Here is a 25,919-nt window from a genome sequence, read left to right on the forward strand (position 1 = left end):
CGGCGGCATTGGTCTTGCGACGATGGTCGCGGCCGCGACGATCGTCGGTGCGGGCCTGCCGGCGCTGATGCCGGCTTCACCGGCTCTCTATCGCGCCGAAACGACGCTTTCCGTGAAGGCGGATGCGGCAAGCCGTGCTGCGTTCACCCAGGCTGCTGCGAAAGGGCTGTTGTCGGCGCGTACGGTTGCTTCGACGGTCGCCGCCCTGAAACTCGATCATGATCCCGAATTTGCCGGCGCCAGCGCCAATGCGCTCGGCGTCGCGCTCGATCTCCTCTCGGCGACCGGTGCTGCTGCCGATCCGGCCTCGCGCGCCGAGGCGACGCTGAAGCATGCGGTCGAGATACTGCCCGATGCCGCGACAGGCACGATCCTCGTCAGGGTGACGACCGGCGACAGCGGCAAATCCATGCGCATCGCCGCCAGGCTTGCCGAAGCGGTTTCCGCAGCAGACGGCCCTGGCGGCAACGCCGAAACCGATGCCGCCTTGCGCAAAACCTATGACGAGGCGAAGGCGGAGCTTGCCGCTTTCACGGCAAAGAGCGGCGAGGGCAACGTCAAGGTGGCGATTGATCTTCGCCGCCAGATCGACCAGCTCGATGCCGATCTGAAAGCGGCCGACCAGAATATTCTTGCCGCCAAGGCGCAGACCGACCGGCTGAAGGCCGCAAAACTTGCCGAGGTGCTCGACGGTTCGTTGCCCTCCGATATGCTCTCGCCGGCGCTGCAGGACTGGCGCGACAAATATGCCGTCGCCAAGACAGCGCTTGCGCAGCTTTCCGCCGAGCTTGGCCCGCGCCATCCGCGCCTCTTGCAGCAGCAGGCCGAAACTGATGGTCTGAAGGAGAATATGGGCAAGGAGCTTGCCCGTCTTGCCCAGACTGCCAACCTCGCCGCCAAGGCCGCCGTCGATGCGCGCAAGGGCCTCAATGACCGCCGCAACACGCTGATCGCCCAGAGCCGGGATACCGGCGTCGATTTGTCACGTCTGACCGAGCTGCGCGAAAAAGCCGATGCCGCGCGCTCGCGGCTGGAAGAGGCGACGTCCGCAGCGGTGGGAGCGGCCGCCGACGGTCGTATCGTTCTCCTGAAGCCGGCACTGGCGACGGCGGTATCGGCAACGGATGGCCGGATCGCCCGCTCGCTGATCGGCGCCGCCGCGGGCCTTGTGGTCGGTCTTGCCGCGGCTTTCCTGCTGCGCCTGCGTCGGCCCGTCGCCGATCCCGCAAGGGAGAAAATGCCGGTATCCCCGCCGCAGACCGCACTGCCGCCGACGTTCGCGCAGGACCCCGCCCAAGTCGACGAGATGGAGGTGCTGCGCTCCGAGATCTCCGGCCTGCGCGACCGGCTTCGTGTTCATGCGCTCGAAGCGCGGCAGCCGTTGCGTTGAACGAACATTTCCTTGCATTTTTGATATTGCGTTGCCGCTTTCCGACAGGATAGGGCGTTAGCGGGCATTTGACGCTCGTCAACTATCCATAGATTGACGCGAAACAGGGCGGAGAGACGTGTGACGACAGTAATCGACGGCAAGAACGTAGCAGCATCGGTCATTCAGACGGTCAAGAGTGCGACGGCAGCGCTGGAAAAGAGCAGCGGCGTCACCACCGGCCTTGCCGTCGTCATCGTCGGCGACGATCCGGCAAGCCACGCCTATGTCGGTTCCAAGAGCCGCATGGCCAAGGAATGCGGCTTCAAATCCGTCCAGCACACGTTGCCGGCCGAGACGAAGCAGGAGGAGCTGGCAGCCCTCGTCGCCACCCTCAATGCCGATCCGTCGATCCACGGCATCCTGGTGCAGCTGCCCCTGCCGAAGCCGCTCGACAGCGAGGCGATCATCCAGTCGATCCTGCCGGAAAAGGATGTCGATGGCCTGAGCGTCGTCAATGCCGGCAAGCTCGCCACCGGCGACCTGAAGACCGGACTGGTCTCCTGCACGCCGGCCGGCGCCATGGTTTTCGTCCGCCGCACCCATGGCGAGGATCTGTCCGGCCTCAACGCCGTCGTCATCGGCCGCTCCAACCTGTTCGGCAAGCCGATGGCGCAATTGCTGCTCAACGCCAATGCGACCGTGACGATCGCTCATTCCAGGACCAAGAATCTCGCCGAGGTCTGCCGCAACGCCGATATCCTGGTGGCCGCCGTCGGCCGGCCGGAGATGGTCAGGGCCGATTGGGTCAAATCAGGTGCGACGGTCATCGACGTCGGCATCAACCGGGTGCCAGCCCCCGAAAGAGGCGAGGGCAAGACCCGGCTCGTCGGCGACGTCGCCTTCGAGGAGGTCTCCGCGGTCGCCAGCACCATCACCCCGGTTCCCGGCGGCGTCGGGCCGATGACCATCGCCATGCTGATGGCGAACACCGTCATCGCCGCCCATCGCACCGCAGGGCAGACACCGCCGCAGTTTTGACTAGACCAGAAAGGCTCTAGGCCTGGGGAACAGGACCGGTCGAGGCCCTGACGATCAGCTCGGTCTTCCAGAGCTCCTGGTCGGGGAAGGGGCCGGCCTGCTTGACCGTGCCGATCAGCCGCTGCGCGATGCGAACGCCGGCCGCCCGCAATGACGAGCGTGTCGTCGTCAGCGGCACGGAAAAGCTTTCCGGTTTCAGCAGCGGCAGCACGTCGTCATGGGCGATCAGCGAGATATCCTCACCGAGCCGCAATCCGGCCTGGTTGACCGCGCGGATCGCGCCGAGCGCCAGCACCGTGCTGGAGCAGAGGATCGCCGTCGGCCGCTCCGGCAACTGCAGAAAGTGTTCCATCGCCAGCAGGCCTTGCTCGTCCGTCATCAGCGCGTGGCTCATGCAACCCTCATCGAGTACCAGCCCGCGCTCGGCAAGGGCTGATATGACGCCGTTCTTCCTGCGGATGGCAAAATCGAGATGCATCGGTCCGTTCATCAGCGCAAAGCGCGTATGGCCGAGCTGCAGCAGGAGCCGCGTCGCATCGTAGAAGGCGCCTTCATTGTCGATGTCGAGATAGGGATAGTCCGGCTCCGAACCGAAGGAGCGGCCGTGCACGACATAGGGCATGGAGAGCGATTTCAGCATGGCGAGCCGCGGGTCGTGGCCGCGCATATAGGCGACGAACAGGGCATCGACATTGCCGCTGATGGCAAGGCGCCGCAGCGCCGCCACCTCTTCATCCGGGTCGGCCGGCATGATCACGAAGTGGAAATCGTGGCGTACGGCCTCTTCGCCGAGCCCGGCCAGGAATTCACCGAAATGCACGTCGGACTGGTGGCCGGGCGCCGTCGGCATGACGAGGCCGATCGAGCCTGCCTTGCCGGTCGCAAGCCGCTGCGCCGCCTTATTGGGGCGGTACCCGGTTTCCTTGACAGCCTGGAGCACACGCTCCCGGGTCGCCTCGTTGACCTCGGGATAGCCGTTTAGCGCTCGGCTCACTGTCGTCTGCGACAGCCCCAGCAATTCCGATAGCTGCTTGAGATTCACCTGCTATGCTTCCTCCCGGCCCGCCCGTCCGCCGTCCTGAAAAGGCCTGCCGCCTCCCAGTGGCATCCAAAGCGCTTTCAATTATGTATCATCTGGCGCGCTTGACTCAAGAAAAATCGCTCCATATTTCCCGATAGACGTTGCTGCGCTGCGATATCTAGCATGTTCACCGCGGGTTTTCGCGAATTGACTTGACTCCATTCCCCCGAAAGTGAAATGAGTTGGCTGTCAAAGCGCTTTGAAATTTCTTTTGGAGGGAATTCGGCGCGGTTGGGATTGTGATGGGAGGTTGATCACATGAAAAAGTCATTTTTGATGGGCGTTGCCGTGGCAGCGCTTTTTGCCGGTACTGCGTCTGCAGCCGATCTGAAATTTGCCCCGGGACAGGATGCCAAGTTCAACTGGAAGAGCTATGACGAGTTCAAGGCTGCTCATGCCGATCTGAAGGGCCAGCCGCTGACGATCTTCGGGCCGTGGCGCGGCGAGGACGAGGCGTTCTTCCAGAGCGTTCTTGCCTATTTCACCGAAGCCACCGGCATCGATGTCAAATACTCCTCTTCCGAAAACTACGAACAGCAGATCGTCATCGACACGCAGGCAGGCTCGCCGCCGAATATCGCCGTTCTGCCGCAGCCGGGCCTCCTGGCCGATCTCGCCAGCAAGGGCTTCCTGACGCCGCTCGGCGACGACAACTCCAAGTGGATCAAGGACAATTACGGCGCCGGCGACAGCTGGGTCGGTTACGGCACCTACAAGGGCAAGGACGGCAAGGAAGCCTTCTACGCCTTCCCGTATAAGGCCGACGTAAAATCGCTGGTCTGGTATGTACCGGAGAACTTCGAGGAAGCCGGCTACAAGATCCCGACGACCATGGAAGAACTGCATGCCCTGACGGATCAGATCGTCAAGGATGGCGGCGTTCCCTGGTGCATCGGTCTTGGTTCTGGCGGCGCCACCGGCTGGCCGGCGACCGACTGGGTCGAAGACATCATGCTGCGCATGCAGCCGCCGGAAGCCTACGACAAGTGGACGACCAACGAGCTGAAGTTCACCGATCCGGCCGTCGTTGCCGCGATCGACGAGTTCGGCAAGTTCGCCAAGAACGCGAAATACGTCGATGGCGGCGTCGCAGCCGTGGCCTCGACCGATTTCCGCGACAGCCCGAAGGGCCTCTTCGCGGTTCCGCCGAAGTGCTACATGCACCATCAGGCCTCGTTCATTCCGTCCTTCTTCCCTGAGGGCACGAAGCTCGGCCAGGATGCCGACTTCTTCTACATGCCGACCTTTGCTTCGCATCCCGAACTCGGCAAGCCGGTTCTCGGCGCCGGCACGCTCGTCTCGATCGCCAAGGACTCGAAGACGGCCCGCGCCTTCATCGACTTCCTGAAGACCCCGATCGCCCATGAGGTCTGGATGGCGCAGTCGAGCTTCCTGACGCCGTATAAGGGCGTCAGCACCGAGGCCTATGCCAACCCGCAGATGAAGAAGGAAGGCGAGATTCTGACCTCCGCCACCACCTTCCGCTTCGACGGTTCCGACCTGATGCCGGGCAAGATCGGCGCCGGCGCCTTCTGGACGGGCATGGTCGATTTCGTCGGCGGCAAGTCCGCTGAAGAGGCTGCAGGCGAAATCCAGAGCGCCTGGGACGGCATCAAGTAATCTTTCAAAATTATGCCGCCGGCTTGCCGGCGGCATGGCTTGCATGACTGGCCGGGCTCGCAAAGAGCCCGGCCATCGCAGGATATATTGTGATTGGGCAACACAAAAAGATTGACGATGACCGGCGCTGATCCGTCAGCATAACAACCGGTCGGAATAAGATCAGGGGAAGCAGGGGAGGGACGAAATGCTGTCGCAGATAGTGTCCGCTTTGGGCGTCGTGGTCGTCGCCGTTTTCGCGTGCTCGGCCTATTTCTATTTTTCGAACAAGATCCTGGATCTCGCTCTGCCGGTGAAGGATGGCGACATCCGCGCCGCATCGCGCAATCTCAACCGCCGTGCGCTCGTCCGGCCGTGGTTGTTCATCGGCCCGGCACTCTTCCTGCTTATCGTCTATCTCGTTTATCCGGTCGTTGCGACCTTCATCCTCTCCTTTTACGACCGCGCCGGTCTGCAGTTCGTCGGCCTCGCCAATTACAAATGGGCGCTCGGCGACCGCGAATTCCGCCAGTCGATCTTCAACAACATCCTCTGGCTCGCCGTCGTGCCGGCCGCCTGCACCTTCTTCGGCCTCGTCATCGCCGTGATGACCGATCGCATCTGGTGGGGCAATATCGCCAAGAGCATCGTCTTCATGCCGATGGCGATCTCCTTCGTCGGCGCCTCGGTCATCTGGAAATTCATCTATGAATATCGCGGCGGCAACGACGTCCAGATCGGCCTGCTGAACGCCATCGTCCAGACTTTTGGCGGCACGCCCGAGGTGTGGATCTCCATTCCCTTCTGGAACAACTTCTTCCTGATGGTCATCCTGATCTGGATCCAGACCGGTTTCGCCATGGTCATCCTGTCGGCCGCCCTTCGCGGCATTCCGGAAGAGACGATCGAAGCCGCCGTCATCGACGGCGCCAATGGCTGGCAGATCTTCTGGCGCATCATGGTGCCGCAGGTCTGGGGTTCCATCGCAGTCGTCTGGACGACGATCACCATCCTCGTCCTCAAGGTCTTCGACATCGTGCTGACCATGACCAACGGCCAGTGGCAGACGATGGTGCTGGCGAACCTGATGTTCGACTGGATGTTCCGCGGCGGCGGCGATTCCGGGCGAAGTGCGGTCATCGCCATCATCATCATGCTCGCCGTCACGCCGATCATGGTCTGGAACGTGCGCCGCGCCAATCGCGAACTGAAGGGGCACTGAGATGACCGCTATCGGAAGCTACTTCAAGATCGGCCCCGCCCGCCTCTTCGTTCACGCAGCCGTTCTGCTGATCGTCATCGTCTGGCTGATCCCGACGCTCGGCATCTTCGTCAGCGCGCTGCGCGACAAGGACCAGATCGTCGTCTCCGGCTGGTGGACAGCCTTCGTCGGCTCGACCCAGACGGCCGCGGTCCGCCTCGGTACACCCGACCAGCAAAAGCAGGAGGGTACGACCTACGTCATCTCGGGCAATGTGTTGGAAGGCCAGACCGGCCGGGCGGTGAAGGCCTTCGGCAACCGCATACAGCAGCCGGCCGCCTTCAAGGCCGGCGAGACCGCCGATCTCGGCGACGGCGAAACTCTGCAGATCAACAGCGACGGCAGTTATCGCTATGTGAAGAATGCCGCCTTCTCGCCCGACGAACGCCCGAAGCGCATCTATGCGTCCGTCTCCGCGCCGCCGGAATTCACAATGCAGAACTACAACACGGTTCTGACCGGCGAGGGCATCGGCCAGTCCTTCATCAACTCGCTGACCGTGACGATCCCGGCGACGATCATCCCGATCCTGATTGCCGCTTTCGCGGCCTATGCCCTGAGCTGGATGGAATTTCCCGGCCGCGGGCTGCTGATTGCGCTGGTCGTCGGCCTCATCGTCGTGCCGCTGCAGATGTCGCTGATCCCGCTGCTGCGTCTCTATAACGAGATCGGCAACATGCTCGGCCAGCCGTCGAAGACCTATCCCGGCATCTGGCTGGCCCATACCGCCTTCGGCATGCCGCTCGCCATCTATCTCTTGCGGGCCTATATTGCCGGCCTGCCGAAGGAGATCATCGAATCGGCCCGCGTCGATGGCGCAAGCGATTTCGAGATCTTCGTCCGCATCGTTTTGCCTCTGTCCTTCCCGGCACTCGCCTCCTTCGCCATCTTCCAGTTCCTGTGGGTGTGGAACGACCTGCTCGTCGCCATGGTCTTCCTCGGCACCGACAAGGACCACCTCGTGTTGACCGGCAGCCTGAACGCGCTGCTCGGCTCTCGCGGCGGCAATTGGGAGATTTTGACGGCGTCGGCCTTCGTCACCATCATCGTGCCGTTGCTCGTCTTCTTCGGGCTGCAGCGTTACCTGGTGCGCGGTCTGCTGGCGGGTTCGGTCAAGGGAGGCTGACCATTCCCGACCGTGACTTCAAACAGGATATTCCATGAACGTGGCTTCTCAATCGATCTCGACCCCCGACAAGGACTGGTGGCGCGGCGCGGTGATCTATCAGATCTACCCGCGCTCCTACCAGGATTCGAACGGCGACGGCATCGGCGATCTGAAGGGCATCACCGCCCGCCTGCCGCATGTGGCAAGCCTTGGCGTCGACGCAATCTGGATCTCGCCCTTCTTCACCTCGCCGATGCGGGATTTCGGTTATGACGTTTCCGACTACGAGAATGTCGATTCGATCTTCGGCACGTTGGTGGATTTCGACACGATGATATCAGAGGCTCATCGCCTCGGCATCCGGGTGATGATCGACCTCGTCATCTCCCACAGCTCGGATCAGCATCCCTGGTTCGTGCAAAGCCGCTCGAGCAAGAGCAACGCCAAGGCCGACTGGTATGTCTGGGCCGACGCCAAGCCGGATGGCACGCCGCCGAACAACTGGCTGTCGATCTTCGGCGGCTCGGCATGGGCGTGGGACCCGACGCGCATGCAATATTACCTGCACAATTTCCTGACCTCGCAGCCGGACATGAACCTGCATAACCCTGAGGTGCAGGACCGTCTGCTGGATGTCGTGCGCTTCTGGCTCAATCGCGGCGTCGATGGTTTCCGCCTCGACACCATCAACTTCTATTTCCATGACACGCAACTCCGCGACAATCCGGCGCTTGCTCCCGAGCGCCGCAACGCTTCGACGGCGCCGGCGGTTAATCCCTATAATTTTCAGGAGCATCTCTACGACAAGAACCGCCCGGAGAACCTTGCCTTCCTGAAGCGCTTCCGCGCCGTTCTCGAAGAATTCCCGGCAATCGCCGCCGTCGGCGAAGTCGGCGACAGCCAGCGCGGCCTTGAAATCGTCGGCGAATACACCTCCGGCAACGACAAGATGCATATGTGCTATGCCTTCGAGTTCCTGGCGCCCGATCCGCTGACGCCGGAGCGCGTCGAGGAGGTGATGCAGGATTTTGAAGCTGCCGCACCCGATGGCTGGGCCTGCTGGGCCTTCTCCAATCACGACGTGATGCGCCATGTCAGCCGCTGGGGCGGGCTGGTCGCCGATCACGACGCCTTCGCCAAGCTCTATGCCTCGTTGCTGATGACCATGCGCGGCTCCGTCTGCCTCTATCAGGGCGAGGAACTGGCGCTGACCGAGGCCGATCTCGCCTATCAGGATCTGCAGGACCCCTATGGCATCCAGTTCTGGCCGGAATTCAAGGGCCGCGACGGTTGCCGCACGCCAATGGTCTGGGACAGCCAGGTCGCCCAGGGCGGCTTCTCGACGGTCAAGCCCTGGTTGCCGGTGCCGGTCGAGCATATCCTGCGTGCCGTCAGCGTCCAGCTGGGCGATGAGACTTCGGTGCTGGAGCACTATCGCCGCTTCATCGCCTTCCGCAAGCTGCACCCGGCTTTTGCCAAGGGCGAGATCGAATTCGAGGAACAACAGGGCGATAGCCTGGTCTTCACCCGTGAATATGGCAATGAGAAGCTGCTCTGCATCTTCAACATGAGCCCGGCCGAGGCCGCCGTCATTCTGCCTGCTGGAGAATGGCAGGCATTGACGGGCCATGGCTTTACCAGCAACAACTATGGCGACAAGATCGATATTCCGGCCTGGGGGGCGTATTTCGCCCGTCTTGCCTAGATCAGGATGATTTTGGGCCCGATGGGCCTAAAATCTGAATCCTGATCTAAATCAAAGAAATAGAGCATGATGCCGGAAACGGCGCACACTTTTCGGCATCATGCTCTAGGAACACAGGCCTAAGGAACACAGGGGAGAGAGAAATGACTGGACTGACGCTGAAGGATATCCGCAAATCCTACGGTTCCGTGGACGTTCTCCATGGTATCGACCTCGATATCAAGCAGGGCGAATTCATCGTCTTCGTCGGTCCGTCCGGCTGTGGCAAGTCCACGCTTCTGCGCATGATCGCCGGTCTCGAGGCGATCACCGGCGGTGAGATGTATATCGACGGCCATCTCGTCAATGACGTGCCGCCCTCCAAGCGCGGCATCGCCATGGTCTTCCAGTCCTATGCGCTCTACCCGCATATGACCGTGTTCGACAACATGGCTTTCGGCATGAAGATCGCCGGCGAAAGCAAGCAGGAAATCGACCGCCGCGTCCGGGCGGCGGCCGAGAGCCTGCAGCTGACCAAATATCTCGATCGCCTGCCGAAGGCGCTTTCCGGCGGCCAGCGCCAGCGCGTGGCGATCGGCCGCGCCATCTGCCGCGATCCGAAGGTCTTCCTCTTCGACGAGCCGCTCTCCAACCTCGATGCCGCGCTGCGCGTCGCGACCCGCATCGAGATCGCCCGTCTGAACGAACAGATGGCCGATACGACGATGATCTACGTGACCCACGACCAGGTCGAGGCGATGACGCTCGCCGATCGCATTGTCGTTCTCTCAGCCGGCAATATCGAACAGGTCGGCGCGCCGCTGGACCTCTACGAGCGCCCGGCAAACCTCTTCGTCGCGAAATTCATCGGCTCGCCGGCGATGAACATCATTCCGGCGACGGTCGCCGGAACCGGAAGCCAGACGACGGTGACGCTGACCGGCGGCATGTCGGTGACCCTCGATGTGGCAACCGACGCGTCGGAAATGGGCAAGCAGGCAAGCTTCGGCGTTCGTCCGGAGGATCTCCGGGTTGCCGATGGCGGCGACTACCTTTTCGAAGGTGAAGTGTCGATCGTCGAAGCGCTCGGCGAAGTGACGTTGCTTTATATCGAGGGCCTGGTTCCGGGCGAGCCGATCGTCGTCAAGCTGCCCGGCATCTATGATGTGAAGAAGGGACAGAGGATGCGGTTTGCCGCCGACAGGCAGAAGTTGCATCTCTTTGACGCAACCGGCCATACCTACCGGAAGTGAGGCGGCCATTTTTGGGGTGATGGCCCCAAGAATTGTGCGGGACGGGCCGAATTCTCACTTTCTGTTAAAGATCGGCTGCTACCTTTTCCTCGTCAATTTATGAGGGGGATAAGCACGTGGCCGCTTCCAATCCGTCACAGCCAAAATCTCATTTCCTGAGCAAGGAAGAATCCTTCATGTATGACCGCGAGGCGCGGTTCAAGATGGAGGACACCATGAACGCCGCGCGCATCGAATATACGGAAAAGGGCGTCATGCATGCGGCTTCGCGCCGCTGCGACATTGTCCGGATTTCGATGAGCAGCGCGACGCTCGCAATCCTGACCCAGTTCAGCCTGCCGAAGCAGTTCTATCTGGATATTCCGGATGCTCGCATCACCAAGGTCGGCTGCCTGCTGATGAAGGTCAACGCCAACAATACGATCGATGTCCGCTTCCTGCGCCTGCTGACGCAGAAGGAGCTGAACAAGATCTTCGTCTACAGCACCCATCCGGCGCACCGCGACTACGTTCTCGATATTCGAGCCTAAAGACGCGCGTCCACCAGGACGTGTGAATGGCTCACTACTTCAGTAAGCCGGATTGAAATCAAAAACCCGCGGGTGCTTCATGCTCCCCGCGGGTTTTTGTTTGCCAGAAGCCACCCACTCAGTGGTGGAAGAGCACGCTTGCACCCTGGTCCGAAGGTCCGACGGCGCGGCGGAACGGCGCGAAGAGTTCGCGGCCCATGCCGAATTCATTGTCGGAGAGATCGACGGTCACCGGCTCCCGCTCGGCCAAATCAGCCGCATCGACGAGCAGCTCGAGCGTGCCCTTGATCGCGTCCAGCCGAATGATGTCGCCTTCGCGGATGCGGGCGATCGGACCGCCGTCGACCGCTTCCGGCGTGACGTGGATCGCTGCCGGCACCTTGCCGGATGCGCCGGACATGCGCCCGTCGGTGAGGAGCGCCACGCGGAAGCCGCGATCCTGCAACACGCCGAGCGGCGGCGTCAGCTTGTGCAGTTCCGGCATGCCGTTCGCCTTCGGGCCCTGGAAGCGCACGACGGCGATGAAATCGCGGTTGAGCTTGCCTTCCTTGAAGGCGTCCTGCAGCTCCTGCTGGCTGTGGAAGATGATTGCCGGCGCCTCGATGATGTGGCGCTCCGGCTTGACGGCGGATATCTTGATGACTGCCTTGCCGAGATTGCCGCGCAGCATCTTCAGCCCGCCATTCGCCTGGAACGGCGTTTCGATGCTGGAGAGCACTTTGGGATCGACGCTTTTGTCAGGCGACGGCTCGCGCAGGACGGCACCATTTTCGCCGAGACGGGCATCGACCGTATAGGCTTGGAGACCCTGGCCGAAGACCGTGCGCACGTCGTCATGCACCAGTCCGTGCTTCAAGAGTTCCTTGATGAGGAAACCCATGCCGCCGGCCGCCTGGAAATGGTTCACATCGGCAAGGCCGTTCGGGTAGACGCGGGCAAGCAGCGGGACGATTTCCGAAAGCTCGGCAATGTCCTGCCAGGTGAGCTGGATGCCGGCTGCCCGCGCCATGGCGACGAGGTGCAGCGTATGATTGGTCGAACCGCCGGTCGCATGCAGGCCGACGACGCCGTTGACGACCGAGCGCTCGTCGATCATTTCGCCCGCCGGCGTGAATTCGTTGCCGAGTGCGGTGATCGCCAGCGCCCGCTTGGCGGCTTCGCGTGTCAGCGCTTCGCGCAACGGCGTGCCGGGATTGATGAAGGACGAGCCGGGCATGTGGAAGCCCATGATCTCCATCAGCATCTGGTTGGAATTGGCGGTGCCGTAGAAGGTGCAGGTGCCGGGGCCGTGATAGGATTTCGATTCCGCCTCCAGCAGTTCGGCGCGTCCGACCTTGCCCTCGGCGAAGAGCTGGCGCACGCGCGACTTCTCATCGTTCGGCAGGCCTGTGGTCATCGGACCGGCCGGGACGAAGATCGACGGCAGGTGCCCGAAGGACAGGGCAGCGATCACGAGGCCGGGCACGATCTTGTCGCAGACGCCGAGGAAGAGGGCGGCATCGAACATATTATGCGACAGGCCGACGCCCGCCGACATGGCGATCAGATCGCGCGAGAAGAGCGAGAGCTCCATGCCCGGCTGTCCCTGGGTGACGCCGTCGCACATCGCCGGCACGCCGCCGGCCACCTGCGCCACGCCGCCTGCTTCGGCTGCCGCCTCGCGGATGATTGCCGGATAGGTCTCGAATGGCTGGTGGGCCGAGAGCATGTCGTTATAGGCGGTGATGATGCCGAGATTGGGGATGCGGTCGCCGGCGAGCGCATCCTTGTCGGCGGGGGAACAGACCGCGAAGCCATGGGCAAGATTGGCGCATCCGAGCACCGAGCGCGCGACACCCTTGGAAGCGGCGGCGCGCAGGCGTTCCAGGTAGCGCTCGCGGCTTGGCTTCGAGCGTTCGACGATGCGATCGGTGATCGCAGAAATGCGTGCGTGAGCGGACATGGAAAATCCCTGCCTTGTTCGTTGTCTCTATCTGTTTCGGCGGCTCTGGCCTGAATCTCAATCCGGATGACGGCTGATCAGGGAGCCCAGTAGATCTCGACCGGGGAAGTGGCCCGGCGCAGAACGGCGCGGATCGGCATTTCTGCCTCGTCACCGCTGCCTTCCGCCTTGGCGAGAACGTCTTTTTTGCCTTCGCCCTCAATATGGAGAACCAGGAGTGCGGCATCCTCAAGACTGGAGAAGGTGAAGGTCAGGCGCGGCTCGCCGGCTCCTTCCGCTTCCATGGTGATGATGCCGCGCGGCGTCGATGCATCGAGCGCTTTGGCAAGATTGCTGCCGCCGGGAAAGAACGAGGCCGTGTGGCCGTCGCCGCCCATGCCGAGGATGACGGTGTCGAAGGGGGAACTGATCGCCTTGGTCTTCTCGGTCGCGAGCAAGGCTGCCTCCTCCACGGAAGCCACGTCCTGATAGAGCGGCAGGAAGTGTGCCGCCTTTGCCTTGTTCTGCAGCAGATTGGCGTCGACCAGCAAATGGTTCGAGCGCGCATTGTCGGCCGGCACGAAGCGTTCGTCGACAAGGGTGATTGTCACCTTGTCCCAGGCGATGTCGCGCGTCGAAAGCACCTGGAAGAAGGCCTTCGGCGTGGAGCCGCCGGAAACGGCGATGGACGCCGTTCCACGAGCGGCGATCGCCGCCGAAAGCGTATCCGCGACCTTGTCGGCGAGGTTGCCGGCGAGATCTGCGGCGCTGGCGAAGGAATGCAGGGTCGATGCCATCGGTTTCGTCCTAGATCTCGTCATGCCAGGTGCGGCCGTCGCGCTCGATCAGCGCGATGGCCTGGCTGGGGCCCCAGGTGCCGGCCGTATAGCCCTGCACCTGCTGGCCGGTCGTTTCCCAACCCTTGAGAATCGGATCCACCCATTTCCATGCGGCTTCGACTTCGTCGCGGCGCATGAACAAGGTCTGGTTGGAGCGGATCACGTCCATCAGCAGGCGCTCGTAGGCGTCGGGATTGCGGACGTTGAAGGCCTGGGCGAAGCTCATGTCGAGCGACACGTTGCGCAGGCGCATGCCGCCCGGGCCCGGATCCTTGATCATCAGCGACTGCTTGACGCCCTCATCCGGCTGCAGGCGGATGATCAGCTGGTTGGCAACGATGCGCCCGGCCGCCTGATCGAAGATCGCATGCGGGATCGGCTTGAAGGTGATGACGATCTCGGACATGCGCCCGGTCAGGCGCTTGCCGGTGCGGATGTAGAAAGGAACGCCCGCCCAGCGCCAGTTGTTGATCTCGGCCTTGATGGCAACGAAGGTCTCGGTATTCGACACGCCGCCTTCGAGCTCTTCGAGGTAGCCCTTGACCGGGCCGCTGCCCGATGCGCCGGCGCGATACTGGCCGCGGACCGTCGCCTGCTCGACGTTCGAGGCATTGAGCGGCTTCAGCGCGCGCAGCACTTTCAGCTTCTCGTCGCGAACGGCTTCCGAATCCATCGACGAGGGTACTTCCATCGCTGTCAGGCAGAGCAGCTGCAGGATGTGGTTCTGCACCATGTCGCGCAGCGCGCCAGCCGTATCGTAATAGCCGGCGCGGCCTTCGAGGCCGACCGATTCAGCCACGGTGATTTGCACGTGGTCGATGTAGTTGGCGTTCCACAATGGCTCATAGAGCGCGTTGGCAAAGCGCAGCGCCATCAGGTTCTGCACCGTCTCCTTGCCGAGATAATGGTCGATGCGGAAGATCTGTTCTTCCTTGAAGGCACGGCCGATCGTGTCGTTGAGCTGCAGCGCCGAGGCGAGGTCGCGGCCGATCGGCTTCTCGACGACGATGCGGGTCGATTTGGTGATCAGCTTGTGGTCATGGATCTTCTGCGAGATGTCGCCGAAGATGCCCGGAGCGACGGCCAGATAGAAGGCGCGCACGCGATCCTTGCCTTCGTCGAGCAGCTTCTTCAGCTGATCCCAGCCGGCATCCGTGCGGGCGTCGACCGAGACGTAGTAGAGGCGGGCACAGAATTTCTCCACCTCCGCCTCGTCGTATTCACCCTTCTTCAGGTGCTCGTTCAGCGCGTCCTTGGCGAATTTGCGGTATTCCTCGTGCGTCAACGGGCTGCGCGAGGCGCCGATCACGCGGGTCGGTTCCGAAAACTGGCCTTCGATCTGGCGATGATACAGCGCGGGCAGAAGCTTGCGTTCTGCAAGGTCGCCGCTGCCGCCGAAGACGACATAATCAAAGGGCTCAACGGGAATGATTTGGCTGCTCATGAGCTTGTCTCTCAATCAAGGCTGGTTGGCGGCCCTTTTAATCTAATCGATTTAAAAAAGCCAGTGTGCAGTGCAATGAATCTCTCAGGAACCGGTTTTAGAGCGAATTTCCGGAAGAGGAAATCCGCAATCGGACTAAAACTTGTCGCGAAGTGCAAACCACGACAAGGCGAGGAAAAGCAACGGTGCGCGCATGCGGGCCCCGCCGGGAAAGGCGGGAATATCGAGCGATGTGAAGAGATCGAGATCGCCGGATTTTCCAAGCACCGTTTCCGCATAGAGCTTGCCACAGTAGTTTGACAGCATGACGCCATGGCCGGAATAACCGCCGATCGAGATGACCCCGGGCATGACCTCGCGCACGAAGAGCTGACGCGGCATGGTGATGCCGACGCTGCCGCCCCAGGCATGGGTGATGTCAATGTTCTTCAGGTCAGGATAGATCTCGGCGATCTGCCGGCGGATGTGCTCAGAAATGTCCCGCGGGTTGTCCGACGTATAGGCCTCGCGTCCGCCGAACAGCAGGCGGCCGTCCCCGAATTTGCGGAAGTAGCGCACGACGAAGCGCGAATCGGCCACAGCCTCGCCCCCCGGCAGCACACCGGGATGCCCGTCGAGCGGCGCCGTGGCGCCGATGAAGGAGCGGATTGGCATGACATGGCTTGCCGTCACTGGTTCGAGGCCATCGATATAGCCGTCGCAGGCGATTAGCGCGCGCTCAGTGGTGATCGTTCCCCTTTCGGTTTCGATCGTCACCTTGCCGCCGCCCTGGCGGATCGCCGTTGCCTTGGTCATCTCGAAGATTTCAGCACCGGCATTGGCAGCGACCTGCGCCAGCCCGACCAGCAGCTTCAGCGGATGGATGTGGCCGGTGCCGACATCGCGCACGCCGCAATGGAAACGCTTCGAGCCGAGCCTTTCCTGCGTTTCCTTCTCGTCCATGAAGCGCAGATGCGGATAGTCGTAGCGGAAGGCGGCGATCTCGGCATTTTCGTAATAGGCGCGTTTGTAGCTCGCCTTATGTGCGACGTTGAGCTGGCCGGGCACATAGTCGATCTCGATCTGATGCTCGCGGGCGAAATCGATGAGATGGCGTTTAGCCGCCTCGGCAAGATCGAACAGCGCCTTCGAGCGTTCGTAGCCGATCTTCTCCTCGAGTTCTTCCGGCCACCATCGCTGGCCGGTGCCGAGTTGGCCGCCATTGCGCCCGGACGCCCCGTCGCCGAAGCGGCAGGCCTCGATCAGCACCACCGAAACGCCTGATTTGGCAAGATTATAGGCGGCCTGCAGTCCGGTATAGCCGCCGCCGACGATGGCGACGTCACATGTTCTCGAGCCGTCGAGAGCGGCATAGGTCGGCCGCTCCCCGACGGTTGCCTGATACCAGGACAGCCCGGGCGCGATCGGGCTCTGCCATGTCTCCTGCAATGCCATGATAGTCCCTCACACGTTGAGCAGAAGGAATTCCCGCTCCCAGGGGCTGATCACCTGCATGAAGGTTTCGAACTCGCCGCGCTTGACGCCGGCATAAAGGCCGATGAACTGCTTGCCGAACATCTCCTCGAAAGCGGGTTCGTCCTCGAGCAGCGCCACGGCTTCCAGCAGGCCGCGCGGCAGATCGATCGAGCCCTCATTGGCCGAATCCTCGGTCGGCGCCGTCGGCTCGATCTCCTTCATGATGCCGAGCAGGCCGGAGGCGAGCGAGGCGGCGAGTGCGAGGTAGGGGTTGGCGTCCGAGCTCGGCAGCCGGTTTTCAACGCGCCGCGCCTGTGGATCGGAAACCGGAACGCGGAAGGCCGTCGTCCGGTTGTCGTAGCCCCAGGCATTGTTGACGGGGCAGGACATATCCGGCTGCAGGCGCCGGTAGGAATTCACATAGGGCGCAAGCATCGCCATCGCGCTTGGCACGAATTTCTGCATGCCGCCGATGAAATGGAAGAATTCCTTCGAAGCCGATCCGTCGGGATTGGAGAAGATGTTCGTGCCCGTCTCGATATTGACCACCGACTGATGGATATGCATCGCCGAACCCGGCTGACCCTGCATCGGCTTGGCCATGAAAGTCGCGTAGATGTCGTGCTTCAGCGCTGCCTCGCGGATCGTCCGCTTGAACAGGAACACCTGGTCGGCAAGTTCGATCGGATTGCCGTGGCGCAGGTTGATCTCGAGCTGCGCCGGTCCCTCTTCGTGGATCAGCGTATCGATCTCCAGCCCCTGCTTCTCCGAGAAATGATAAACGTCGTCGATCAGCTCGTCGAACTCATTGATGCCGGCGATCGAATAGCCCTGGCCGCCGAGGATCGAGCGGCCGGACCGGCCTTTGGGCGGGTGCAGCGGATAGTCGGGATCGTCGTTCTTGGCGACGAGATAGAATTCGATCTCAGGCGCCACGATCGGTTTCCAGCCGCGCTCGTGATAAAGACTCATGATGCGCTTCAGCACGTTGCGCGGCGTATAGGGCACTTCGCCGCCGTCCGAATCGACAATATCGCAGATCACCTGCGCCGTCGGGTCGGTCTCCCAGGGCACGACCGAAAGCGTCGAAAGATCGGGCATCAGCTTCAGGTCGCTGTCGCGCGGCTCGTAGCGGAAGCTCTCCGTCTCGTCGGGATATTCGCCCGATATCGTATGCCGATAGATTGCCGAAGGCAGTGCCAGCGACGTGTTCGAGGTGAATTTCGAGCTCGGCATCATCTTGCCGCGCGCAACGCCGGCAAGGTCCGGCGTGATGCATTCGATGTCTTCGATGCCTCTGTCCCTCAGCCACCGCGCTGCTTCCTTCCAGTTCGCAACGCCACGCAGGGATCCGGGTTCCGGGGGAGTTTTCTTCGAGGCGGGTACGTTTCTGGCAGGTTTCAGCGTCGTCTTTTTTGGGGACATGACACACCGGTTTGTGTTGATCGTGGCACCATCATAACCAGACTTTGCCAATTGGCGAGGGGTGGCAAACGTTGACTTTCGCCCTTTGATGGAAAAAGAAGACGTGATTTTGATCGGGGAAACGGATTTGCAGCGCAAAAGCGACGTCATCGTCATCGGCGCCGGGGCGGCGGGCATGATGGCGGCCATTGGCGCGGGAAAACGCGGTCGCTCGGTCGTGGTCCTCGACCATGCCAGGGCGCCTGGCGAGAAGATCCGCATATCGGGCGGCGGCCGCTGCAATTTCACCAATATCCATGCCGGACCGAAGAATTTCCTCTCCGCCAATCCGCATTTCTGCAAATCGGCGCTTGCCCGTTTCACACCTGCCGATTTCATCGCCATGGTCGACCGCCATGGCATTGCCTGGCACGAAAAGACGCTCGGCCAGCTTTTCTGCGACGATAGCGCCAAAGACATCATCCGCATGCTGCTGGCGGAGATGCGCATGGCCGGTGCAATGCTGCATCTCGGCACCGAGATATCAGGTGTCGAAAAGACCGAAGTCGGCTTCCGGGTATCGACCGGCGAAGGTCATTATGAAGCATCGTCGCTGATCGTCGCCGCCGGCGGTAAGTCGATCCCGAAGATGGGTGCCACCGGCTTTGCCTATCGCCTCGCCGAGCAGTTCGGCTTGGCCGTGCTCGAAACCCGACCCGGCCTCGTGCCGCTGACGCTCGACCCCGGCCTGCTGGAAAGCATCGCCCCGCTCGCCGGCATCGCCGCCCGGGCCGAAATTCGCCATGGCAGGACCGCCTTCCGCGAAGCGCTGCTGTTCACCCATCGCGGGCTGAGCGGCCCGGCCATCCTGCAGATTTCCTCCCATTGGCGCGAGGGCGACGAGATCGTGGTCGCCATCGAACCGGATATCGATATTGCGGCGCATTTGAAGACGGCAAAGCAGCTCAATGGCCGCCAGTCGCCACAGACAGCCCTTGGCGATATCCTGCCGAAGCGGCTGGCACAGTTTCTCGTGGAGCGCGAGAAAATCTCCGGCAATATGGCCGACCTGCCTGACAAGGCGCTGCTGCGTCTTGCCGCCGGCGCCCAGAATTGGGCGGTCAAACCGTCCGGCTCGGAAGGTTATCGCACCGCCGAAGTGACGCTCGGCGGCATCGACACGGCAGCGCTCGATTCACGCAGCATGGAAGCAAAAGCTGTGCCCGGCCTTTATTTCATCGGTGAATGCGTCGACGTCACCGGCTGGCTTGGCGGCTATAATTTCCAGTGGGCCTGGGCCTCCGGTTTTGCCGCCGGTGAATGGGCCTGATGCATGTCGCCCAAAAGTGCGCAGCGGTTTTGGGATAACGACTTGCATGAGGCCGAGGAGCACAGCGCTGATCAGAAAGCAAAGACCTAAAGCGCGTCGCATGATTCCGATTCGACGCGACGTGCTTTAGAAAAGCCGATTCAAGACTTTTTAATAGAGGTGCGCCATCCTGTCTCAATTGGCGGTTTGTAAGGTCGTTCCTAAATTAAGCTTTACCGGCAAGCCGATTTGTTGGATTGTTGTTGTGTCAGAGAGAAGTGAGGTTTCGACCATGACCAGAAACACACGACGCGCCCGCGCCATCGCAATTGCCGAGGCAAAGCCGAACGCTCGAATGGTCGCCCTGCGTTATCTGATGCTGGCAGTCGGCGCCACCGCCGCCAGCATCGCGCTGCTGCTCTCGCACTTCATCTAATCCTGTCCGCAGACCTGGAACGAACGTTGCGACGTGGCTATTGTCGCACCGCGGCGTCGCGGCCCATAATTTGCAACTATTTCACTGCCTTGGCTTAACCCGCCATAACAGCTTATCCGAAAATTAATATCTAATCTGACACAATTGCTCGCGAATATTTGGGCATCTCCAAGTTGCTTGGACATGAACTGGCAATGACTGCCGCCTGGCCTCCGGGTTCCCCAATGTAACTAAGAATAGCTCGATGTGCACCCGGCTGGCGCCATGTGGCTGCCTGCGGGAGGAGTGGTGTATGAAAGGCCCGGAACGCCATGTTGATTGACAAGATTCTTTCCCGTTTCAGGATCAAGACGAAAGTCCTGATCTTCGTTCTGCCTTTCGTCGTCACCATTTCGGCGGTGGGCCTGACGGGCCTCTACGCTTCGGGGCTGCTGCAGGGCCGCATGGAAATATCCAACAGCGTGCTGCAGTCGCTCAGCGGCTTCAAAGATCTCTATGGTTCGATGGACGATTTCCTGCGCGTCACCAGCCCTGAGGCGCGCGACAAGCTGCTCGCGGATCTGAAGACCCAGCAAGGCGTGCTCGACCAGACGCTGAACCAGGTTGGTGATGAGGCCGCCGGTCGCGACAGCCTTGCGGAGGCATCGCGCCGCACCAAGGACATTTCGGGCGTCGTCGACAAGCTCTGGGCGCTGCACGAGCAGGAGCGGGCATTGCATGAGCAGATCGATGCAGCGCAGAAGAGCGTGATCAGCACCCGCTTCACCGTGTCCTACCAGGCCGAGGAATTGCAGAGTACAGTCCAGAGCGACGAGAGCGCCGCCACCAGCACCCTTCGCACGGCCGACCGCCTGTTGAAGGGCGGCGATTTTCTCGGCACCGTCGCCAGCGGCTTCAGCAAGCCGCAGACACCGCAGGACAAGATCGCCTTCATCAACGAACAGATGCCGGAGATCATCAAATCGCAGCGTCTGATCGCCATCTCGGTTCCGAGCAATCAGAAGAATGTCATCGACGCGCTGGCTGCGACCATCGACGGAATCAAGGCGATCGTCCAGACGCCCAATCCGACCGACGAGACCGCCACCGAACTCGGCCGCCTGGTTTCGCGCTTCCGCCAGACCTCGACCTATACGCAGCTGACCGCCACGCAGAAAATGCGTGACGCGACCCAGGAATTCGCCGCGCTCGACGGCCGGATTGCCCAGGCCAACTCGGTCCTGCAGGATACGAGGCGTCTCGAAAATTCCGTCTATTCGCTGCAGATCGTTCTTTCCGACTTTCTCGCCGACTCCAGCAAGGAAAATCTCGTGCGTCTGCAGCAGCAGGCCGGCACGCTCGGCAAGGACATGCAGGTACTGATCACCAGCGCCAAGGGCATGGGTTTTGCCGAAGGCATATCAGGCGCGATCCAGCCGGCGCTCGACATCATCTCCGGCGGCGGCTCCAAGATCGTCGACACGATCGGCGAGCGCGTCACCGCCTATGCCGCCGCCCGCCAGGAGCTCGACCAGATCTGGAAAAAGCTGACTGATTTCGCCGAGCTGCAGAAGCAGACGGCCGGCACCGAGCGCACCCAGGCAAACAGCATCTCCGTCATGACCACCGGTCTCGGCATCCTGTTGTCGATCCTCGGCGGCATTGCCCTGGTGCTGACGCTGCAGCGCCCGATCAGCCATATCACCGCCGCCATGCGCCGCATCGCCGAAGGCGCGCTGGACACCAGCATCTCCGGCGAGCAGCGCCACGATGAAATCGGCGACATGGCCCGCGCGCTCGGCATCTTCAAGGAAAACGCCATCTCGAAGATCCGCATCGAGGAGCAGAGCGACGAGGAACGCGCCGCCGCCGAACACGAGCGCCAGCGCAACGACGCCGAAAAGCGCGAGATGGATCGTCAGATCGAATTTGCGGTCAACGCACTCGCCGCCGGCCTCGAACGCATGTCGCAGGGCGATATCTCGACGACGATCGAAACGCCCTTCATCGGCCGTCTCGAACAGCTGCGCCAGGATTTCAACGGTTCGATGATGCGCCTGCAGGCGACGATGAGCCAGATCCGCGACAATGTCGAACTGATCCAGGGCAACGGCAACCAGATGGCCCAGTCCGCCGAGGACCTCTCCAAGCGCACTGAACAGCAGGCTGCCTCGCTCGAAGAGACCGCGGCCGCCGTCGATGAAATCACCGTCACGGTCCGTTCGTCGGCCGAACGCGCCAAGGATGCCGACCAGATCGTCCGCCAGGCCAAGCGCAGCGCCGACGATTCCGCCGTCGTCGTCAGCAATGCGATCGACGCGATGGGCCGCATCGAGGATGCCTCGCGCCAGATCGAGCAGATCATCGGCGTCATCGACGAGATCGCCTTCCAGACCAACCTCCTGGCGCTCAACGCCGGCATCGAGGCAGCGCGCGCCGGTGAAGCCGGCAAGGGCTTCGCGGTGGTTGCGATGGAGGTCCGCGAACTGGCCCAGCGCTCCGCCGCCGCGGCGCAGGAGATCAAGGGGCTGATCAACAAGTCGACCAACGAGGTCAATTCCGGCTCGCAATTCGTGCAGGAGACCGGCACGGTGCTCGCCAAGATCAGCGCCCAGATCGTCACGATCAGCCAGCATGTCGAGATGATCGCCCGCGCCAGCCACGACCAGTCCAACGCGCTGCAGAGCGTCAACGCGACCGTCAACCAGATGGACCAGATGACGCAGCAGAACGCCGCCATGGTGGAGGAAACAACCGCCGCCAGCCGCGAACTGGCCGACGAGGCCGATTCGCTGCGCCGGCTCATCCAGCAGTTCAAGATCGACGGCGAGGCGGCCGCCGCGCCGGTCTACCGCGCCGCCTGATCATCGATCGATCCGTCTTCATGCGAACGGCCCCGGACTTTCCGGGGCCGTTTTTCTTTATTCTGAAAAACAGCGCCTCGATTGAGAAGATTTGAACGATGGAATAATAGCTCGAATGCCGGGCAGCCTATCACGCCGGGCTAATCGGAAAACGCTTGGAAACGAGGCGATGAATATCTCCGACAGCCATGATTTGCGGAGAATCTTCCTTAACGCTTTTAGTCTAATTTAACCTTGGTTTATCTCCCGGGGGTCTCGATGCTGCGCCTTTTCTCTACGTCGATCGTACGCCAGATCGTTGCGATCACGCTGTTTCTGTTGGCCATCAGCACGGCCGCCATCGTCGGCGTGACCTATTACAATCTGAGCCATCAGGTCATGGACGGGGCCGTCTCCGACGCCAGGGATGCCGCCCGTGCGATGGCTGTCCTCTACGGCGCAGCCGATCAGGCTGCAAAGATCGAATTGAAAGGCAATCAGCTCTCCGCCGTCACCGAAGACGCCATTCCGGCCCTTGCCGATCATTCGCTGGTTGACCGCACCGCGCAGTCGATCGCCGGCGTTGCGACCATCTTCCAAAAGCAGGGTGGCGACTACGTCCGCATCTCCACGAACGTCAAGAAGGAAAACGGCGACCGCGCCGTCGGCACCAAGCTGGTCGCCGAGCACCCGGCCCAGCCGGTTCTCGCCAGGGGGGAAGCCTATTACGGACCGGCGGAGCTTTTCGGCCGCAAGTTCATGACCGGTTATTTCCCCATCAAGAACGCCTCGAACGCCAATGTCGGCATTCTCTTCATCGGCATTCCGATGGAGCTCTATTACCAGCGCATGTATGAGCTGCAGATGCTGGTTCTCGGCGTCGGCGCCATCGTCATGCTCATCGTCGGCGTTCTCGCCTTCTATGCGATCCGCCTGTCGGTGAAGCCTTTGCAGGCGCTGACGACGAGCGTCCACTCGATTTCCGCGGGCGATCTCGAGGGAGCGATCCCCTGTATCGAAAAGAAGAACGAGTTCGGCGACATCGGCCGGGCCCTGGCGCTTTTCCGCGACAGCGCCCGCGCAAGGCGCGATCTGGAAACCCAGGCCGCCGAACAGCGCGCCTTGAGCGATGCCGAACGCGCCAGGAACGATGCCGACAAGCGCTCGCTCGACGGCCAGATCGACTTTGCCGTCAACCAGCTTGCCGCCGGCCGCGGGCGCCTGTCGCAGGGCGATGTCTCGCAGACGATCGGCACGCCCTTCGTCGGCCGGCTGGAGCAGTTGCGCGTTGATTTCAACGCTTCCCTTCTGCGGCTCCAGGATACGCTGTCCGGCATCCGCGACAGCGCCTCGAGCATCCAGCGCAGCAGCGGCGCCGTCTCCGCCTCTGCCGGCGAACTTTCGAAGCGCACCGAGGCGCAGGCGGCGAGCCTTGAGGAGACCGCGGCCGCGGTGGAGGAGATCACCGTGACGGTTCGTTCTTCCGCCGAGCGGGCCCGGGAAGCCAACAATGTCGTGGCCGCGACCAAGAAGACCGCCGACAATTCCGGCGCCGTCGTCGGCGATGCCGTCTCCGCCATGGAGCGCATCGAGCAGGCCTCGCAGCGCATCGAGCAGATCATCGAGGTGATCGACGACATCGCCTTCCAGACCAATCTTCTGGCGCTGAACGCCGGCATCGAGGCGGCACGCGCCGGCGAGGCAGGCAAGGGGTTTGCCGTCGTCGCCCAGGAAGTCCGCGAACTCGCCCAGCGTTCGGCCGATGCGGCGCGCGAGATCAAGTCGCTGATCGAGACATCGAGCCGGGAAGTGACGGCAGGTTCCGAACTGGTCCAGAAGACCGGCAGTGTCCTTGCTTCGATCAGCCAGGAGATCATCGCAATCAGCGGCCATGTCGAGACCATCGCCACGGCCAGCCGCGATCAGTCGGCCGCGCTGCAGGAGGTCAACGGTTCGGTCAACGCCATGGACCAGATGACCCAGAAGAACGCGTCGATGGTTGCCGAGACAACGCAGGCAAGCCGCCTGCTCGCCGGCGAGGCCGACACGCTGATGGCGCTGATCGAGCGTTTCCGCATCGTCGCAGAATCCGCACCGGCTCATCTCGGGGCAAGAAAAGTCGCCTGAACCGCGCAGCCGCAGCTGCCACGGGAATGCGCCGCGGCCTTGCGGCGCCTTCCCAGGTTGAGATCGAGCGACGTCAGCCAGGCGGCGAAGCCAATGAGGCTGCTGTTTCCGAAATCGGCGTAGAATCTATCCTCGTCCGCCTTGCAACCGCATCGCTTGGGAGAGTGCCGATAGCCGATGGTGCCTGCGATGGTGATCATGTCGATCATGACGATGTCCTTTCCTGTGTAAGACATCAGCTGATCTAGGCATCGAATTTCTCTTTATAAACGGGGAAAATCCCGCTATGTTTTTCATTAATGAAAAACGCAAATTGGGATTCCTATCAGCTTTTCCTGCAGGTCGCCCGGCTCGGCGGGTTGACGGGAGCAAGCACCGCAAGCGGGCTTAGTCCTGCGACCGTCGGCCGGCGCATGCTCGATCTCGAACAGGAGATCGGCCGTGCATTGTTTGTCCGCAGCCAGACCGGATACCGTCTGACCCCGGATGGTCAGGCGCTGCTCGATCACCTTCAGGAAATGGAAGCCGCCGCCCGCAAGGTCGAGGCGTGGCGGCAATCCGGCGAGGGCGGCACGACCGTCAGGATTGCCGCCGGCACCTGGGTCGCCTGGCTGTTGACGGAGAATTTCGCCGCAATCCGCATGCCGGGCGATGCCTTCGCCATTTCGCTCACCATCGGCGAGGCGCGGGCAAGCCTTGCCTATCGCGAGAGCGATATCGGCATTCGCGCCTTCGAGCCTGAAGAGGCCAATCTCGCCGCACGTCAGCTTGGGGAGGTGGCCTATGCCGTCTATATCAGGCGCAACGCTGCCGAGACCGACGAGCGCTGGATTGCAGTCGCCGCGGATGAGGCGATATCGGCCTATCTGCGCTGGCCGCACGCCCATGCCGCGACAGGGATCGTCGCCACCGTCAATCGGCCGCGTTCGCTGCCGGATCTGGTGCGCGCCGGCGCCGGCAAGACCGTGCTTCCCTGTTTCGTCGGCGATCTCCACCCCGAATTGCAGCGGCAGGGCGGCGAGTTGCCAGAATTGCGCCACCGGCAATGGATCGTCATGAATGCCGAGGATCGTCATCGCCCGGAGATCCGCACGGTCGCCGACCGCATGACCAAGCTCATCAAAAGTTATGCCGATCTCTTCGCCGGAAAACGACCGAGCCGCGGCTAGAGCGTCCTTAGCGCGTCTTTTCAGACGCGCTAAGGACGCTCTATCATTCTGCGATCAGCGCGATTTG

Annotated in this window: 20 protein-coding genes; 13 read left to right on the forward strand and 7 right to left on the reverse strand. The window is 62.0% G+C overall.

All coding sequences use genetic code 11. From position 1 onward, the window contains the following. Together MOV76_RS17075 and folD are read left to right on the forward strand one after the other, a co-directional pair. The coding region (locus MOV76_RS17075) for a succinoglycan biosynthesis protein exop (protein WP_247264938.1) at positions 1-1,390 on the forward strand (1,390 nt) is incomplete at its 5' end. Positions 1,391-1,510: 120 nt separating this feature from the next. After that, positions 1,511-2,410 (forward strand): bifunctional methylenetetrahydrofolate dehydrogenase/methenyltetrahydrofolate cyclohydrolase FolD, encoded by a 900-nt coding sequence (folD, locus tag MOV76_RS17080; protein ID WP_018244838.1) that lies wholly within the window; start codon positions 1,511-1,513, stop codon positions 2,408-2,410. A gap of 16 nt (positions 2,411-2,426) precedes the next feature. Here folD and MOV76_RS17085 read toward each other — a convergent pair whose 3' ends face one another. Next, positions 2,427-3,452 (reverse strand): substrate-binding domain-containing protein, encoded by a 1,026-nt coding sequence (locus tag MOV76_RS17085; RefSeq protein WP_247264939.1) that lies wholly within the window; start codon positions 3,450-3,452, stop codon positions 2,427-2,429. A 297-nt stretch (positions 3,453-3,749) separates the two neighbouring features. Between MOV76_RS17085 and MOV76_RS17090 the strand changes: the two genes are divergently transcribed. From MOV76_RS17090 to MOV76_RS17115, 6 genes are all read left to right on the forward strand, one after another. Then, positions 3,750-5,111 (forward strand): ABC transporter substrate-binding protein, encoded by a 1,362-nt coding sequence (locus MOV76_RS17090; protein WP_018244840.1) that lies wholly within the window; start codon positions 3,750-3,752, stop codon positions 5,109-5,111. A 187-nt stretch (positions 5,112-5,298) separates the two neighbouring features. Beyond that, positions 5,299-6,312, forward strand: coding sequence for a carbohydrate ABC transporter permease (locus MOV76_RS17095; RefSeq protein ID WP_018445795.1), 1,014 nt, complete (start codon positions 5,299-5,301; stop codon positions 6,310-6,312). Between the two features lies 1 nt (position 6,313). Next, entirely contained in the window at positions 6,314-7,477 is a 1,164-nt protein-coding gene (locus MOV76_RS17100) for a carbohydrate ABC transporter permease (protein WP_047622520.1), read from the forward strand. 34 nt (positions 7,478-7,511) lie between these two features. After that, positions 7,512-9,164: an alpha-glucosidase gene (locus MOV76_RS17105; RefSeq protein ID WP_130728895.1), complete on the forward strand. Its 1,653-nt coding sequence runs from the start codon at positions 7,512-7,514 to the stop codon at positions 9,162-9,164. 143 nt (positions 9,165-9,307) lie between these two features. Then, positions 9,308-10,396, forward strand: coding sequence for an ABC transporter ATP-binding protein (locus MOV76_RS17110; protein WP_018244844.1), 1,089 nt, complete (start codon positions 9,308-9,310; stop codon positions 10,394-10,396). A gap of 176 nt (positions 10,397-10,572) precedes the next feature. Beyond that, positions 10,573-10,926 carry a hypothetical protein gene (locus MOV76_RS17115; protein ID WP_018445791.1) on the forward strand — a complete coding sequence of 118 codons (354 nt, stop codon included), beginning with the start codon at positions 10,573-10,575 and terminating at the stop codon, positions 10,924-10,926. Positions 10,927-11,044: 118 nt separating this feature from the next. On the opposite strand, the gene edd is transcribed toward MOV76_RS17115, so the two are convergent. The 5 genes from edd to MOV76_RS17140 all read right to left on the reverse strand — a co-directional run bounded on the left by edd (position 11,045) and on the right by MOV76_RS17140 (position 18,010). Further along, the gene (edd, locus tag MOV76_RS17120; protein ID WP_018445790.1) at positions 11,045-12,868 is read right to left on the reverse strand and encodes a phosphogluconate dehydratase; all 1,824 of its coding nucleotides are present in this window, start codon (positions 12,866-12,868) and stop codon (positions 11,045-11,047) included. Between the two features lie 77 nt (positions 12,869-12,945). Next, a complete protein-coding gene (gene pgl, locus MOV76_RS17125; RefSeq protein WP_028734002.1) occupies positions 12,946-13,644 on the reverse strand; it encodes a 6-phosphogluconolactonase in 699 nt (232 codons plus the stop codon). A gap of 10 nt (positions 13,645-13,654) precedes the next feature. Then, on the reverse strand, positions 13,655-15,130 hold the full coding sequence (gene zwf, locus MOV76_RS17130) for a glucose-6-phosphate dehydrogenase (protein WP_018244847.1): 1,476 nt from the start codon (positions 15,128-15,130) through the stop codon (positions 13,655-13,657). Between the two features lie 135 nt (positions 15,131-15,265). Continuing rightward, on the reverse strand, positions 15,266-16,564 hold the full coding sequence (locus tag MOV76_RS17135; protein ID WP_247264940.1) for an FAD-binding oxidoreductase: 1,299 nt from the start codon (positions 16,562-16,564) through the stop codon (positions 15,266-15,268). A gap of 9 nt (positions 16,565-16,573) precedes the next feature. After that, positions 16,574-18,010, reverse strand: a complete 1,437-nt coding sequence (locus tag MOV76_RS17140) for a glutamine synthetase family protein (protein ID WP_047622517.1) — start codon at positions 18,008-18,010, stop codon at positions 16,574-16,576. Between the two features lie 88 nt (positions 18,011-18,098). Here MOV76_RS17140 and MOV76_RS17145 point away from each other — a divergent pair, with 88 nt between their 5' ends. The 4 genes from MOV76_RS17145 to MOV76_RS17160 all read left to right on the forward strand — a co-directional run bounded on the left by MOV76_RS17145 (position 18,099) and on the right by MOV76_RS17160 (position 24,683). Then, positions 18,099-19,319 (forward strand): NAD(P)/FAD-dependent oxidoreductase, encoded by a 1,221-nt coding sequence (locus tag MOV76_RS17145; protein ID WP_047622516.1) that lies wholly within the window; start codon positions 18,099-18,101, stop codon positions 19,317-19,319. Positions 19,320-19,590: 271 nt separating this feature from the next. Beyond that, positions 19,591-19,734, forward strand: a complete 144-nt coding sequence (locus tag MOV76_RS17150) for a hypothetical protein (RefSeq protein ID WP_018445786.1) — start codon at positions 19,591-19,593, stop codon at positions 19,732-19,734. 311 nt (positions 19,735-20,045) lie between these two features. Then, positions 20,046-22,577: a HAMP domain-containing methyl-accepting chemotaxis protein gene (locus MOV76_RS17155; RefSeq protein ID WP_018445785.1), complete on the forward strand. Its 2,532-nt coding sequence runs from the start codon at positions 20,046-20,048 to the stop codon at positions 22,575-22,577. Positions 22,578-22,835: 258 nt separating this feature from the next. After that, entirely contained in the window at positions 22,836-24,683 is a 1,848-nt protein-coding gene (locus tag MOV76_RS17160) for a methyl-accepting chemotaxis protein (RefSeq protein WP_247264941.1), read from the forward strand. On the opposite strand, the gene MOV76_RS17165 is transcribed toward MOV76_RS17160, so the two are convergent. Then, positions 24,656-24,892: a hypothetical protein gene (locus tag MOV76_RS17165; protein WP_247264942.1), complete on the reverse strand. Its 237-nt coding sequence runs from the start codon at positions 24,890-24,892 to the stop codon at positions 24,656-24,658. The two genes, MOV76_RS17160 and MOV76_RS17165, sit on opposite strands and share 28 nt — an antisense overlap. A 90-nt stretch (positions 24,893-24,982) precedes the next feature. Between MOV76_RS17165 and MOV76_RS17170 the strand changes: the two genes are divergently transcribed. Further along, entirely contained in the window at positions 24,983-25,852 is an 870-nt protein-coding gene (locus MOV76_RS17170; RefSeq protein ID WP_247264943.1) for a LysR family transcriptional regulator, read from the forward strand. The last annotated feature ends 67 nt before the right edge of the window (positions 25,853-25,919 follow it).

It is taken from the genome of Rhizobium sp. PRIMUS64, assembly GCF_023006465.1.
Lineage (GTDB): Bacteria > Pseudomonadota > Alphaproteobacteria > Rhizobiales > Rhizobiaceae > Rhizobium > Rhizobium leguminosarum.

Excerpts from the sequence above, each read along its gene's own strand:
- MOV76_RS17090 (WP_018244840.1), top strand. The coding sequence starts at position 3,750 with ATGAAAAAGTCATTTTTGATGGGCGTTGCCGTGGCAGCGCTTTTTGCC.
- MOV76_RS17095 (WP_018445795.1), top strand. The coding sequence starts at position 5,299 with ATGCTGTCGCAGATAGTGTCCGCTTTGGGCGTCGTGGTCGTCGCCGTT.
- MOV76_RS17100 (WP_047622520.1), top strand. The coding sequence starts at position 6,314 with ATGACCGCTATCGGAAGCTACTTCAAGATCGGCCCCGCCCGCCTCTTC.
- MOV76_RS17105 (WP_130728895.1), top strand. The coding sequence starts at position 7,512 with ATGAACGTGGCTTCTCAATCGATCTCGACCCCCGACAAGGACTGGTGG.
- MOV76_RS17110 (WP_018244844.1), top strand. The coding sequence starts at position 9,308 with ATGACTGGACTGACGCTGAAGGATATCCGCAAATCCTACGGTTCCGTG.
- MOV76_RS17115 (WP_018445791.1), top strand. The coding sequence starts at position 10,573 with ATGTATGACCGCGAGGCGCGGTTCAAGATGGAGGACACCATGAACGCC.
- edd (WP_018445790.1), bottom strand. The coding sequence starts at position 12,868 with ATGTCCGCTCACGCACGCATTTCTGCGATCACCGATCGCATCGTCGAA.
- pgl (WP_028734002.1), bottom strand. The coding sequence starts at position 13,644 with ATGGCATCGACCCTGCATTCCTTCGCCAGCGCCGCAGATCTCGCCGGC.
- zwf (WP_018244847.1), bottom strand. The coding sequence starts at position 15,130 with ATGAGCAGCCAAATCATTCCCGTTGAGCCCTTTGATTATGTCGTCTTC.
- MOV76_RS17135 (WP_247264940.1), bottom strand. The coding sequence starts at position 16,564 with ATGGCATTGCAGGAGACATGGCAGAGCCCGATCGCGCCCGGGCTGTCC.
- MOV76_RS17140 (WP_047622517.1), bottom strand. The coding sequence starts at position 18,010 with ATGTCCCCAAAAAAGACGACGCTGAAACCTGCCAGAAACGTACCCGCC.
- MOV76_RS17145 (WP_047622516.1), top strand. The coding sequence starts at position 18,099 with ATGGAAAAAGAAGACGTGATTTTGATCGGGGAAACGGATTTGCAGCGC.
- MOV76_RS17150 (WP_018445786.1), top strand. The coding sequence starts at position 19,591 with ATGACCAGAAACACACGACGCGCCCGCGCCATCGCAATTGCCGAGGCA.
- MOV76_RS17155 (WP_018445785.1), top strand. The coding sequence starts at position 20,046 with ATGTTGATTGACAAGATTCTTTCCCGTTTCAGGATCAAGACGAAAGTC.
- MOV76_RS17160 (WP_247264941.1), top strand. The coding sequence starts at position 22,836 with ATGCTGCGCCTTTTCTCTACGTCGATCGTACGCCAGATCGTTGCGATC.
- MOV76_RS17165 (WP_247264942.1), bottom strand. The coding sequence starts at position 24,892 with ATGATCGACATGATCACCATCGCAGGCACCATCGGCTATCGGCACTCT.
- MOV76_RS17170 (WP_247264943.1), top strand. The coding sequence starts at position 24,983 with ATGAAAAACGCAAATTGGGATTCCTATCAGCTTTTCCTGCAGGTCGCC.